The organism is Microbacterium sp. No. 7, assembly GCF_001314225.1.
In the GTDB taxonomy this organism is placed as follows: domain Bacteria; phylum Actinomycetota; class Actinomycetes; order Actinomycetales; family Microbacteriaceae; genus Microbacterium.
In genome coordinates, this window is record NZ_CP012697.1 from 1,515,980 (window position 1) to 1,528,190 (window position 12,211).

Sequence of the window (12,211 nt, forward strand, 5' to 3'; positions counted from 1 at the left end):
TACGCCAGCCTCTGTAGCTCAATGGAAGAGCAGTTGCGTCCTAAGCAAACGGTTGGGGGTTCGAGTCCCTCCAGGGGCACCGTGTGTCACCCATGCGGGCCGGGCCGATCGCGCGTGTCGAGCATCACGTCGACCGCGTCGGCCTCACTCCGCCGCGATCCGCTCCAGCACGTCGACGAACGACTGCCATCCGGCGAGCACGCCCTCCTGCTGCTCGGGGGAGAACCCGGGCGTCTCCTGCGTGAAGCGCATCCGGGTGCCGTCGACGGCGGGCGTGAGCTCGACGACGATCTGCGCCTGCACCGGCTCGGCGGGGCTGTCGGTGATGGTGAACACGAGGCGCCGGTCCGGGACCACCTCGAGGAACGTCCCGGCCCAGTCGATGGCGGTGCCGTCCGGCAGGATCATCTGAGCCGTCCACGCGCGGCCGGGCGCGGCGACGAAGTCGAGGCCGTCGAGCGGCACCTCGACGGCCTCGCCGCCGAACCATCGCGAGAAGCTCCGTGCCTCCGTCCAAGCGGCGAACACGGCCGCCGGCGGCGCGGCGATGTCGCGGTCGATCTCGATGCCGTCGGCGGTGATCCCGGTCATGGCCGTCCTTTCGTCGTGAGCGTGGGCTGTGACACGCGCGTCCTTCTCGCCGGTGCCGGCCGGAGTCAGCGCGTCGGCTCTCAGCCGACGGGTCGATCGTCGCCTGTCGGAGCGCATCCGTCAACCGCCCGTGCGCGCGGATGGCAGCCGGAGGCGTGCCGGCCTCCGGCCTAGGGCATCGGAACGTGCGCGTAGCTGGAGCTGTACGCCTGGAGCTGTGCCGACGTCGTGGAGTAGATCACCTGGGTGTTCGTCGTCGATCCGTCGAGCACGACGGTCGCCGGCATGTTGCTGATGTCGTTGACGCTTTCGGTGTCGACCCGGGTGAACGGGTTCGCAGCGATGAGGTTCTCGTCGCTGCCCGACTCCAGGATCACCATCCCGGGCCAGGTCGGACTGGATCGAGATCCCCACCTTGCCGCTGCCGGGAAGGTACGGCTTGGACGCGGTGACGCCGTCGATGATGAAGTCCCGGAACTCGACGGAGCTGATGCGACCGACGGTCGCCGGACTGCCCGTGCGCTGGACGAGGAATGCGGTCGCCGTGCCGTCGGTGTTCTTCATCTGGATGTGACTGCCGCCGGGAAGGGTGTCGACCCAGCCCGACGTCGAGCTCTCGTCGCGGATCGCGAGCGATGGGAACCCGTGTCCCGAGCCCTTGATCTGCAGGTAGCCGATGCCGAGGAAGGCACGGCGTCCGACGAGCGCTTCGCCGACGATCAGCGCGTGCCGGTCAGGCGAGGGGGTAGACACGCGACTCTCCGGCCGTGGCGCGGACCGACAGGGGAGCGTCCGCGACGTCGAGGCGAGCGCCGAAGAGGGCGATGCCGGTCGAGACCTCCAGCACCGGCCCGTCGACGAGGATCCGCACGTCATCTCGAACAGGGATCGAGGTGGTCGCCCCGCCGACGGTGATCGCGAGCGCTCCTTCATCGCGGACCAGGGATGCCGCGATCGCATCGCCGACGACGAGGTCGAGGCGTCCTCGGTCGCTGCCGGTCCACTCGACGTCCGCCACGGGGCCAGGGGTCGTGCCGTCGGTGCTCAGCGCCCCGCGATGACGGATCACGTCGTCGTGCGGCGTCGCCCACAGGCCCGCCTCCCGGATCGACAGCACGTACGGGACGCTGAGGGCGCTCGCCCATCCCTCGTTCTCGCCGCCGATGCCGCGCATCCAGAACAGCAGGCACGGTCGTCCTTCGGCGTCGGCGAACAGGGACGGCGCGTAGTAGCTGGGGCCATGGGTGAGACGTCCCCACGCCTCGGCGGTGAAGACGCCGCCGGTCTCGCTGCCGACGGCGTAGCCGGCGTAGTGGAGCACATCGTCATCCCAGACCGAGGAGACCATCGCCGCTCGCCCGTCGAGGTCGAAGATCTGCGGACACTCCCACAGCGCCCCCATCCACACGGGTTCGGTCTCCGAGGTCGAGCGCTGCAGAGCGATGCCCTCGTACCGCCACGACTCCAGGTCGGACGAGGCGTAGGCCAGGGCCGTGGCCGTGCCGTCGCGGAGCCCGGCGCCGACGAACATCCGCCACGCGTCGCCGTCGCGACGCACGAACGGGTCGCGATAGGCGACGATGTCGAGCTCCGCCGGGGCGTCGACGATGAACGCGCCCTTCCTCCAGACGATCCAGTCGTCGTCGGCGGGCGTCGCGACCCGGACACGCCCGATCCCGATGTCCGGTGCGGCGGTCGACGTGTAGAAGATGCGCGTCCCGCCGTCGTCGCCCCGGACGAGCGAGCCCGTCCAGACGCCGTCGTCGCCGTCGCCCGGAGCGATCGCGACGGGCAGCTCGCGCAGCGACATCAGGTCGGGCCCCACGGCGTGGCCCCAGTGACAGTTCGGCGCCCAGCGGAAGGCCCCGGGCACGTACTGGTAGAACGCGTGATACTCGCCATCCCGGTACGTGATCCCGTGCGGGTCGTTGATCCAGCCCGACTCCGCGGTGAAATGCAGCAGCGGCCGCATGTCAGCTCGCGCTCTCGTCGTAGCGGCGCCGCACGTCGCGGGCGATCTCGAGGTTCCCGCGCTCCCAGTCGTCGACCTGGGCCCGGCGCTCGGCGCGCAGCCGTTCACGCCGGGCGACGAAGTCCTCCATGCGCCGCGCGGCGGCGTCGCGGGCCGTGCGCTGCTCGTCCGTGAGCGCCGGCAGGGGCGCCGTGATGACGCGGTCGACGGGCCGCAGCGGAAGACGCTGATCGACGGGCGGGAGCTCGAGGACGGGGGAGGGCAGGGTCTGGTACCAGTACGCGGTCGACGACCACTCGTCGGAGAGGTGGTTTCCGTGCCCGTGCTCGAACGTCACGCGGATGCGCTTCTCGAAGCGGATCGGGTCGACGATGTGGAAGCGGTAGCTGTGGTGGAAGCCGGGCACGTCCTCCTCGTGCACGATCGTTCCGTTGAACAGGTAGGCGTTGTGCTGCATCCCCCACGCGTGGCCGAAGTAGTCCTCCATGCCGGTGCCATGCAGGCTTGGCGGCCAGGTGTCGTCGTCGATGAAGATCATGTCGTCGCCCTCGCCCCACCATGAGCCCTGGAAATGACGAACGGCGAGGGTGCAGCCGACGTAGTGGCCGCGGCCCTCGGTCTCCAGCGCGACGTAGTTGTCCCGGCCGTCGAGGTTCGGGACGGTCGTCTCGATGCTGTTCGACTGCAGGTCGGGGCCCCAGCCCCGCGTGGGCAGCGCACGACGCCAGTGCGCGTGGAAGTAGACCGTGTCTTCGGGGAGCGGATCGCGCACGAGCTCGTAGTCGACGTAGAAGTACTGCAGGTACGGGATGTCGTTCTGGTTCTCGACGACGATCCGGGCGCGGCGCCCGAACGGCATCCGGAAGTAGCTGTTGAAGGCGGCGCTGCCGCCGAACGTGTGCAGCTCCGGCTCCTTGGCCGACACCGACAGGGGCAGCGAGTCGTAGGAGCCGGACAGCGAGTTCATGAGTCCGAAGAAGTCGCCCAGCGGTGCGACGACGCTCGGCGTCTCCTGGTCGTCCCAGTACATCTTCAGCACGACCTTGCGGTAGTAGTCGGGGTCGACGACCTCCCAGCTCACGCCGAGGGCGTTGTGGATCTCGAGCATGGGGACGCCGACCACGGCCGGATCGATCTGGCCGGGGCCGGGCTGGATGCGGCACGACTGGGTCATCCAGATGTGCGTGATGAACCCGGGGCCCTCGATGTCGGCGAGCGTGCGCTCCTCGCCGGGCATGACGATCCAGTTGTCCCGGTTGCGTCCGGTCTGATCGAAGCTCGAGACGCGAGCCGTGCGGGCCGCGCGTGCGCGGGTGAGGTCGCCGAGCATTCCTGCCGGCTGTGGAGATGGGGTCGTCATCGTCCGCTCCTTCGCCCCGAAGGGCTCTCGCGAATGCCGTTGTGGCATCGAAACGTTTGTCTGGATGAAGATAGCCCCATCGTCCGGGACGCGCAATACTCGATGCGTTCTCGCCCGAGAACACAGCGAGAAAGATGGTCGGCAACGCCATGGTGTAGCTTTGCGCAAAGACTCATCCGAAAACGAGACACGGAGCGTAGCAGTGGCAACCATGGTGGATGTGGCGCGGATCGCGGGGGTGTCGATCTCGACCGTCTCGCACGTGCTCAACGGCACACGGAACGTCGAGCCGAAGACCCGCAGCCGCGTCCTCGCGGCGATCGAGCAGACCGGATACCGGCAGGACACGCTCGCCCGGGCGATGCGGCGATCGAAGACGGACAGCATCGGCCTCGTCGTCTCCGACGCCGGGGAGCCGGCGTTCGCGGAGATGGTCCACGGCGTCGAGCACGCGGCCGCCGAGCGCGGGCTCACGCTGCTGCTGGCCAACTCGGCCGAGGATGCGAGCCGGGAGAGGCGGGCCGTGCGCACCCTGCTCGAGCGGCGTGTCGACGGCCTCATCCTCGCGTGCGCCGCCGACTCGGCGCCCCCTCTGCTGGCCGACCTGCGGGAGGAGAAGGCGCCGGTCGTGCTGCTCGACCGGCTCTATCGCGACGTGCCCTTCGACCAGGTGGGCGCGGACAACCGGGACTCCATGCGCGCCCTCGTGCGTCATCTCACGGAGCACGGGCATCGCCGGTTCCTCGTGATCGCCGGCGATGTGCGCGTGCCCGTGCTGGTGGAGAGGCTCGACGGCTTCTTCGACGGCGTCCGGGACGCACGGCTCGCAGTCGACGACCAGCAGATCCTCACGGGCGTGGACCTGGCCGACCTGCGGGCGTCGGCCGGGGCCGCGCTCGGCGCCGCAGGCGGGCCGACGGCGGTCATCGCGTGCAGCACGCCCCTCGCCGTTGCGGGTCTGCGGGCGCTGGAGGAGACCGGGCGCCGGACGCCTCGCGACATCGCGTTCGCGACCTTCGACGGCTTCGACAACCCCGATCTGTTCCGTCCTCGCCTCACGACGGTGCGCCAGCCGGCGTTCGACATGGGCGTCGCGGCGGTGCGGCTGCTGATGGAGCGGCTGGAGACGCCCGATGCGAGCCCGCGCACCGTTCGGCTGCACCAGGACCTGCAGCTGCGCGAGTCCACGGAGGGGGTCGCGCCGGGCTCCACGCCTCGCGAGCCCATCGCTTGACACCGGTCATGATCGCCCCTACCGTGAGACAAACGTTTTTCGCAAACGTTTCGATACTAGACTCGATCTGCCTCGTGCAGACGACCCATCAAAGGAGATGAACGTGGGACGCACAGCACCCCGCGCGCCGCGGGGCCGACTCGCTCTCGCAGCTGCCGCCATCGCGGCATCCGCTCTCGTCCTCGCTGGCTGCGGCGGGTCGGGCGGCACCGGCGCAGACGGCAAGACCGAGATCACCCTCTCGATGCAGAACCCCGACGTGAAGACCGCCGATCCCGCCACGTGGGCGATCGTGCAGGCGTTCGAGGACGCCAATCCCGACATCACGGTCACCGTCTCGGGCGAGGCCGTCGCGGAGCACCTGCAGAAGCTGTCGATCGCGGCGCAGAGCGACACGCTGCCGGACGTCTTCTGGGTGTACAAGTCCAACGCGGAGGAGATGCAGAAGGCCGGTCTTCTGCTCGACCTCGCCCCCGTGCTCGACGAGCTGGACCTCACCGACTCGTTCCCGGAGAGCACGGTCAAGAACTTCTCGACCGGCGACGTCATCTACGGCGTCCCGTATCAGGGCCTGTTGACGGGGCTGTGGGTGAACGAGAAGATCCTGGCCGACAACGGGGTCGAGATGCCGACGACGTTCGACGACCTGCTGGGCGTCGCCGGAACGCTGAGCCAGAAGGGGATCACGACGATCTCCAACGGCGCCAACCAGTCCTCGTTCAGCGTGTGGGCCTTCCTCACGATGCTCGACCGCTTCGGCTACGGAGACAAGATCGACGGGCTTCTCGACGGGTCGGTGAGCTATGCGAACGACGACTTCCTGCGCCTCTACCGGCACATCGACGAGCTCCGCGAGGCCGGCGCGTTCGCGTCCAACGTCTCGACGCAGACCTACCAGCAGGCGGTCGACCAGTTCACGAGCGGCAAGGCGGCGATGCTCGACGCCGGCGTCTGGGCGTCGAGTGCGATCCAGGAGTCGGAGGTCGCGTCCGACATCGCCTTCTGGCAGGGGCCGCGGTTCGGCGACGGCGTCGGCGAGCAGAACATCATCATGAACGTCGCCTCGGCCCCGTTCGCCGTGGACCACAGGGTCGCGAACGACGAGGGCAAGCTCGCCGCGGTGAAGAAGTTCCTCGCCTTCTACTACAGCGACGAGGCGCAGCAGATCCTCGTCGACAACGGCCAGCCGCCCGTGACGACCTTCGAGGCGACCGTCGACCCCGAGACGCAGAGCGCGCTCAAGGCGGCCCTGGACGCCGCGACGGCGGACGGCGTGACGAGCCCGCAGTCGCAGCCGGACCTGCTCGTCCCGACACCGGTGGCCAACGCCATGTACGACAGCATCTACGGCGTCATCCAGGGACAGCTGACTCCGGAGGCCGCGCTGGAGCTCGTTCAGAAGGCCTTCGACAGCAACCGTCAGTAGCCCAGAGGGCGGGGCCGCGGACCCCGCCCTCCCGACACGAAAGCTCTCACATGGTCTGGGTCAGCACGCGCTGGAAGATCCTCCTCATGCTCGCTCCGGCGCTCGTCGTCTTCACGATGTTCGTCGTCTATCCCGTCGTGTACTCCGGCGTCTTCAGCTTCACGCGGTTCCAGGGATTCGGGAGCCCGACCTGGATCGGCGTCGACAACTACGTCGCGCTCGTCGGCGACCCGTTCTTCTGGCAGTCGCTGCAGAACACGATCGTCATCCTCGCCGTGAGCCTCGCCGTGCTCATCCCGTCGTCCTTCGCGCTCGCCCTGCTGCTGCAACGGGCCGTCGCCGGCCGCGGGCTGCTGAGGGCACTCGTCTTCGGCCCCGCGATCATCGCCCCGATCCTCGTCGGGCTCATCTGGGTGTTCATCCTCGACCCCAAGATCGGCCTGCTGAACAGGTCTCTCGCGCTGTTCGGCGTTCCGCCGATCCCGTGGATCGGCGGCGACCACCTCACCCCGGTCTCCGTGTCGATCGTGTTCATCTGGAGCAGCATCGGGTTCGCGATGACGATCTTCTACGCGGGGCTGCAGCTCCTGCCCGGCGACGTGCTGGAAGCGAGCGCCCTCGACGGCGCGAGCGGATGGCAGCAGATCTGGCACATCAAGATCCCGATGATGCGCGAGACCTTCGCGATCGTCACCATCCTCATGATCACCAACATCTTCAAGATCTTCGAACTGGTCTACATGCTCACCGGCGGCGGGCCCGTCCACCGCTCCGAGACGCTCGTCAGCTACATGTACTTCATCACCTTCACCAACCAGCAGTACGGGTACGGCATGGCGTTCGCGGTCGTCATCACGATCCTCGGCGCGATCGTGTCGGCAGGCTACCTGGCCGCCGCGCAGCGGAAGGGAAAGGAGGCGACCGCATGAGCGCGCCCTCGACGCACGGGACGGCGCGCGATGCCGGCCTCGAGCCGGCGCCACCGGTCCGCGCACGTCGTCGTCCGTCGGGTCGTCGCATCGGTCTCGTGCTGGGCGTCGTCGCCTACCTCGTGACGTTCCTCATCGTGCTGCCCCTGCTGTGGATCGTGCTGCTGTCGTTCCAGCCCAGCGCGAACATCCTGGGGAACCCGTTCGCCTTCGACGACCTCACGATCGACAACTACGTCAACGCGATCGTACGGCTTCCGCTGCTGCGCATGTACGGCAACACGATCTTCATCGCGGTCGTGTCGGTCACGGTCGGGACGGCGATCTCGTTCATGTCGGCCTTCGCGCTCACGCGGATGGTCTTCCGCCGCCGGCGCGCGCAGTCGTCCGTTCGCCTGTACTTCCTGGCCGGCCTCGCCGTTCCGGTGTACATCCTGCTGTTCCCCGTCTACCGTCTCGACCTCGCGCTCGGCATCTTCGGCACCTACTGGGCGCTCATCCTCCCGTACATCGCCGTCACGATCCCGTTCAACACCCTGCTCATGACCGGCTTCCTGCGCGAGTTCCCGACGGAGATCGAGGAGGCCGCGATCATCGACGGCGTCGGGCTCTGGAAGCTGTGCTGGACCGTCGTGCTCCCTCTCATGCGTCCGGTGATCGCGACGATCCTGATCTTCAACGTCGTCTACGTGTTCAACGAGTTCCCGTTCGCATCGATCCTCATCAACAGTCCCGACCTCGTGACCGTGTCGCTCGCCGTCTCCCGGTTCCAGGGACAGTACACCGTCGACTACGGCGGCATGATGGCGGCTGCCACGCTCGTCCTGGTCCCGCAGCTCATCATCTACGCCCTCTTCCAGCGTCAGGTGATCGCGGGCATGACGGTGGGTGCCGTGAAGGGGTGACGCTCCGCGGTCTCCCTCATCCCGTGGGCGCAGCAGTGCGCCCCGCAAGGAGGGTCCGCAGTCGCGCCAGGCCCTCGACCAGCTCCTCCCGCGAGGCGGCGTAGGACAGCCGCACGTGCGTGCCGGCCGTCGCCGCGGCGAAGTCGCGGCCCGGCGTGAGGGCGACGTGGGCCTCCTCGAGGGCGCGCTCGCAGAAGGTCCAGGCATCCCATCCCGTCCCCGACACGTCGATGTAGACGTAGAACGCCCCGTCGGGGACGACGGGGACGGGCAGGCCGATGTCGGCGAGGCCCTCCAGCACGAGCGCCCGGCGGGCGGCGAGCTCGACGCGGCGCTGTTCGCAGATCGCGAGCGACTCGGGCGTGAACGCGGCGAGCGCCGCGTGCTGCACGGGCGTCGACGCGCACAGGAAGTAGTTCATCGCCAGGCGCTCGACCGCCGTGACCAGGGTCTCGGGCACGACCGCCCAGCCCAGCCGCCAGCCCGTCATGCCGAAGAACTTCGAGAAGCTGCCGATCACGATGGCATCCGGATCGGTCGCGAGCACGGTGCGCGCGGGAGCGCCGTCGGGGCCCGGGTCGGCGAGGTCGAGGTAGATCTCGTCGACGATGCGCCAGGCGCCGCGCTCGCGGGCCCGGGCGCAGATCCTCGCCAGCTCGGGGAACGGGACCGTCGTGCCGGTGGGGTTCGACGGGCTCGCGATCATGACGGCCGCCGTGCGCTCGCTCCACGCCGCGTCCACGGCGTCGGCGTCGAGCTGGTATCGGGATGCCGCCGTGGTCGGCGCCGTCACGACCGTGCCGCCGAACGATGTCACGAGCTCGCGATTGCACGGGTACGAGGGGTCGGCGATGACGACCTCGTCGCCGGGGTCGGTCGTCGCCGCGGTCGCCAGCAGCAGCGCCGCCGACGCGCCCGACGTGATGACGATGCGCGCCGGATCGACCACGACGCCGTGCGCGGCGCGGTAGCGGCCCGCGATCGCCTCGCGCAGCGCGAGCAGGCCGCGCGCCTCGGTGTAGGGGAGCGGCCGGCCGTCCATGACCTCCCGCATGGCGTCGCGCACGGCCGGCGGGGCGCCGAAGTCGGGCTCGCCGATCGAGAGCGCGACCACGTGGTGCCCCTCGGCCTCGAGCGCGGCGGCGCGCTGCCCGAAGGCCAGCGCGTGGAACGGCTCGACGCGCTGGGCGCGCTGGGAGATCTTCACGGGGGACTCCTCGATCGGGTCGGCTGTCTCTGGGAGAGTAGCCGGTGCCGCCGGCCCCGGCCGCTCCTCGCGCGCCTACGCTGGATGCATGGCACGGGTTCTCATCGTCGGCGGGCACGGGAAGGTCGCGCGGCTGCTGCTGCCGCTGCTGGCGGAGCGAGGGGATGCCGTGACCGCGGCCGTCCGCAACCCCGCGCACGCCGCGGACGTCGAGGCCGCGGGCGCGACGGCGCTCGTCGCCGACGTCGAGACGCTCGGCACCGGCGAGATCGCCGCCCTCGTCGCGGGCTCCGACGCCGTCGTGTGGTCGGCAGGCGCGGGCGGCGGCGACCCGGCGCGCACCTATGCGGTCGATCGCGACGCCGCGATCCGCACCGTCGACGCCGCGCAGCGGGCCGGCGTGCGGCGCTTCGTGACGGTCTCGTACTTCGGTGCGCGGCCCGACCACGGCGTCGATCCCGGCGACTCGTTCTTCCCCTACGCCGAGGCGAAGGCCGCCGCCGACGAGCACGTGCGCGCATCGGGGCTCGACTGGACGGTCCTCGGCCCCAGCACCCTCACGCTCGAGCCCGGCACGGGGCTGATCGACACGGCATCCGCGTCGTCGGGCCGCGTCTCGCGCGAGAACGTCGCCCTGACCATCCGCGCCGCGCTCGACGACGACACGACGATCGGCCGCACCATCCGCTTCAACGACGGCGACACCCCGATCGCCGCCGCGATCGCGGGCTGAGCGCCGCCACCGACCTCGGAGGATCGCGCGGACGTCGGACCCGATCGGGGGATATCCTCCGAGGTTCGTGGGATTCTCCGGAGTTCGGGACCGGGCGGGGATGCCGGAGCCCGGTGCCCGCGTACCCTGTCAGCATGCCGCGACTGCACGCCGACGCCGACCGCGCCCAGTGGGTGCCCGTGACCGAGTCGTACGGGCTCGCGGGTAGGCGGGCACGGAAGAAGGCGATCCGCATGCTGCTGGGACAGGCGAACGCCGCGATGGGAGCCGTCCCGCGGCCGGGCGGAGGGGTCGCCGCATGGGCGCTGAGCCAGGCGACGCCGTGGCTCATGCGCCGGGCCGCCGGCCGCGTGCTCGCCTGGGTGTGGAAGGCGGAGCCCGAGTTGCTCGTGGTCATGGCGCAGGTGCAGGAGGCCACGCCCCAGGTGCGCACGGCGCGCGCGATGATGCCCATGGAGTACGACGACACCGTCGACTTCCGCAGCCCGCACCTCGGCGTGGGGGAGAAGCTCGAGCTGCCCATGCCGTCGAACGGCGCGCCCCCGCTGGCGACCTACACCTGGGACACGGGCACGCACCTCGTGACCGTCACGGCCGTGTGCTCCGATCGCGAGCGCTTCGGCACCGTCATCGGCGCGGTCGACGAGCTCGCCCGCACCGTGCGGATCGCCGACGACCTCACGATCGGCGCGTCGCCGACCGTCCTGCGGATCGACCCGAGCTGACGGGGCCGGCGGTCCGCGCGGGCGGGGCGCCCGGCGCGGCGTCGTCCTCGCCGCTCAGCCAGCGCAGCCACCGCCGGTCGGGATAGGGCTCCAGCAGCAGCGCGCGCGTGAGCAGCGTCAGCGGGATCGCCAGGATCGCGCCGAGCGGGCCGACCACGAGGGTCCAGAACACGACGGAGAAGAAGCTCAGCGTGAGCGTGATGTCCACGGCATCCGACACGAACTTCGGCTGGATCATGACCTGCAGCGTCACGTTGACGACGCAGTAGATCGCGACGACCGCGAGCATGAGCGGCCAGCCCCCTACGACGAGCGCGAGGACGGCGGGCGGCACGAGCCCGAGCACGAAGCCGATGTTGGGGATGAAGTTCGTGACGAAGGCGAGGATCGCCCACACGATCGGGGCCGGCACCTGCAGCGCCCACAGTGCGAGGCCGTCGATGATCGCGACGATCGCGCCGAACGTCGCGTTGACGACGTAATACGTGCGCACGCCGCGGTTGAACGCCCGGAAGCGCTGCATCGTCCCGGTGATCGACGAGCCGAAGCGGGCCTCGGCACGCGCGTAGCGGGCGCCGTCGGCGGCCATGAAGATCACATAGGCGAGCACGAAGAAGAACGCCATCAGCACGCTCAGCACGGCGTTGCCGGTCGATGCGGCGAGCGACGCGAGGGAGCCGGGGTCGAGCACGGATGCCACGGCGTCGGCCGCCTGCCGCTCGAACCCGACGTCGCGCAGCCACGTCATGATGCCGTCGGCGGCCGCGCGCAGCTCGGGCGCGAAGTCGACGACGAGACGCGTGAACTGGATGGCGGCGAACGCCAGCATCGCCGCGAGCGCCGCCAGCACGAGGTAGGCGACCGCGATGACCGCCGACGTCGCGGCCCAGCTCGGCCATCCGCGCCGCTCGAGCGGGTGTCGCACGGGATGGCAGATGATCGCGATCACGGCGCCGAGCAGGAGCGGGCCGAGCACGTCGCGGGCGAGGAACAGGCCGACGAGCACGATGACGCCGGCCGCGAGCGTCAGGAGGATGCGCGTCGGCGCGGCGAGCGCCGGCGCCGCGGGGGCGGGCGATGCGGGAGGAGGGGCGGGGGCCGGCGCGCGACGCTTCACGGCGTCAGTGTA

12 protein-coding genes and 1 tRNA gene are annotated in these 12,211 nt (G+C 70.1%); 7 read left to right on the forward strand and 6 right to left on the reverse strand.

The window, feature by feature from the left end; translation table 11 throughout:
• Positions 1-7: 7 nt before the first annotated feature.
• Positions 8-79: transfer RNA gene (locus tag AOA12_RS06905), tRNA-Arg, on the forward strand.
• Between the two features lie 65 nt (positions 80-144).
• On the opposite strand, the gene AOA12_RS06910 is transcribed toward AOA12_RS06905, so the two are convergent.
• From AOA12_RS06910 to AOA12_RS06925, 4 genes are all read right to left on the reverse strand, one after another.
• Complete coding sequence (locus AOA12_RS06910) at positions 145-591, reverse strand: SRPBCC family protein (protein WP_054681417.1); 447 nt, start codon at positions 589-591, stop codon at positions 145-147.
• A gap of 170 nt (positions 592-761) precedes the next feature.
• On the reverse strand, positions 762-971 hold the full coding sequence (locus tag AOA12_RS06915) for a hypothetical protein (protein WP_054681418.1): 210 nt from the start codon (positions 969-971) through the stop codon (positions 762-764).
• A 353-nt stretch (positions 972-1,324) separates the two neighbouring features.
• Positions 1,325-2,563 carry a glycoside hydrolase family 32 protein gene (locus AOA12_RS06920; protein WP_054681420.1) on the reverse strand — a complete coding sequence of 413 codons (1,239 nt, stop codon included), beginning with the start codon at positions 2,561-2,563 and terminating at the stop codon, positions 1,325-1,327.
• A gap of 1 nt (position 2,564) precedes the next feature.
• Complete coding sequence (locus AOA12_RS06925; RefSeq protein ID WP_054681422.1) at positions 2,565-3,923, reverse strand: glycoside hydrolase family 172 protein; 1,359 nt, start codon at positions 3,921-3,923, stop codon at positions 2,565-2,567.
• Positions 3,924-4,134: 211 nt separating this feature from the next.
• Between AOA12_RS06925 and AOA12_RS06930 the strand changes: the two genes are divergently transcribed.
• The 4 genes from AOA12_RS06930 (at position 4,135) to AOA12_RS06945 (ending at position 8,417) form a co-directional block, all read left to right on the forward strand.
• Positions 4,135-5,157: a LacI family DNA-binding transcriptional regulator gene (locus tag AOA12_RS06930; RefSeq protein ID WP_231637239.1), complete on the forward strand. Its 1,023-nt coding sequence runs from the start codon at positions 4,135-4,137 to the stop codon at positions 5,155-5,157.
• A gap of 103 nt (positions 5,158-5,260) precedes the next feature.
• Complete coding sequence (locus tag AOA12_RS06935; RefSeq protein WP_197281073.1) at positions 5,261-6,583, forward strand: ABC transporter substrate-binding protein; 1,323 nt, start codon at positions 5,261-5,263, stop codon at positions 6,581-6,583.
• 50 nt (positions 6,584-6,633) lie between these two features.
• Entirely contained in the window at positions 6,634-7,512 is an 879-nt protein-coding gene (locus tag AOA12_RS06940) for a carbohydrate ABC transporter permease (RefSeq protein ID WP_054681427.1), read from the forward strand.
• Positions 7,509-8,417 carry a carbohydrate ABC transporter permease gene (locus AOA12_RS06945; protein WP_054681428.1) on the forward strand — a complete coding sequence of 303 codons (909 nt, stop codon included), beginning with the start codon at positions 7,509-7,511 and terminating at the stop codon, positions 8,415-8,417. The genes AOA12_RS06940 and AOA12_RS06945 overlap by 4 nt, the downstream gene beginning before the upstream one ends.
• Positions 8,418-8,433: 16 nt before the next feature.
• Here the strand turns inward: AOA12_RS06945 and AOA12_RS06950 are convergent, their stop codons facing one another.
• Positions 8,434-9,624, reverse strand: coding sequence for an aminotransferase class I/II-fold pyridoxal phosphate-dependent enzyme (locus tag AOA12_RS06950; RefSeq protein ID WP_082406027.1), 1,191 nt, complete (start codon positions 9,622-9,624; stop codon positions 8,434-8,436).
• An 88-nt stretch (positions 9,625-9,712) separates the two neighbouring features.
• Between AOA12_RS06950 and AOA12_RS06955 the strand changes: the two genes are divergently transcribed.
• Both AOA12_RS06955 and AOA12_RS06960 read left to right on the forward strand, forming a co-directional pair.
• Entirely contained in the window at positions 9,713-10,357 is a 645-nt protein-coding gene (locus tag AOA12_RS06955; protein WP_054681431.1) for an SDR family oxidoreductase, read from the forward strand.
• A 134-nt stretch (positions 10,358-10,491) separates the two neighbouring features.
• The gene (locus AOA12_RS06960; RefSeq protein WP_054681433.1) at positions 10,492-11,082 is read left to right on the forward strand and encodes a hypothetical protein; all 591 of its coding nucleotides are present in this window, start codon (positions 10,492-10,494) and stop codon (positions 11,080-11,082) included.
• Here AOA12_RS06960 and AOA12_RS06965 read toward each other — a convergent pair.
• Entirely contained in the window at positions 11,036-12,199 is a 1,164-nt protein-coding gene (locus AOA12_RS06965; protein WP_231637195.1) for an AI-2E family transporter, read from the reverse strand. The genes AOA12_RS06960 and AOA12_RS06965 overlap by 47 nt on opposite strands.
• Positions 12,200-12,211 lie beyond the last annotated feature (12 nt).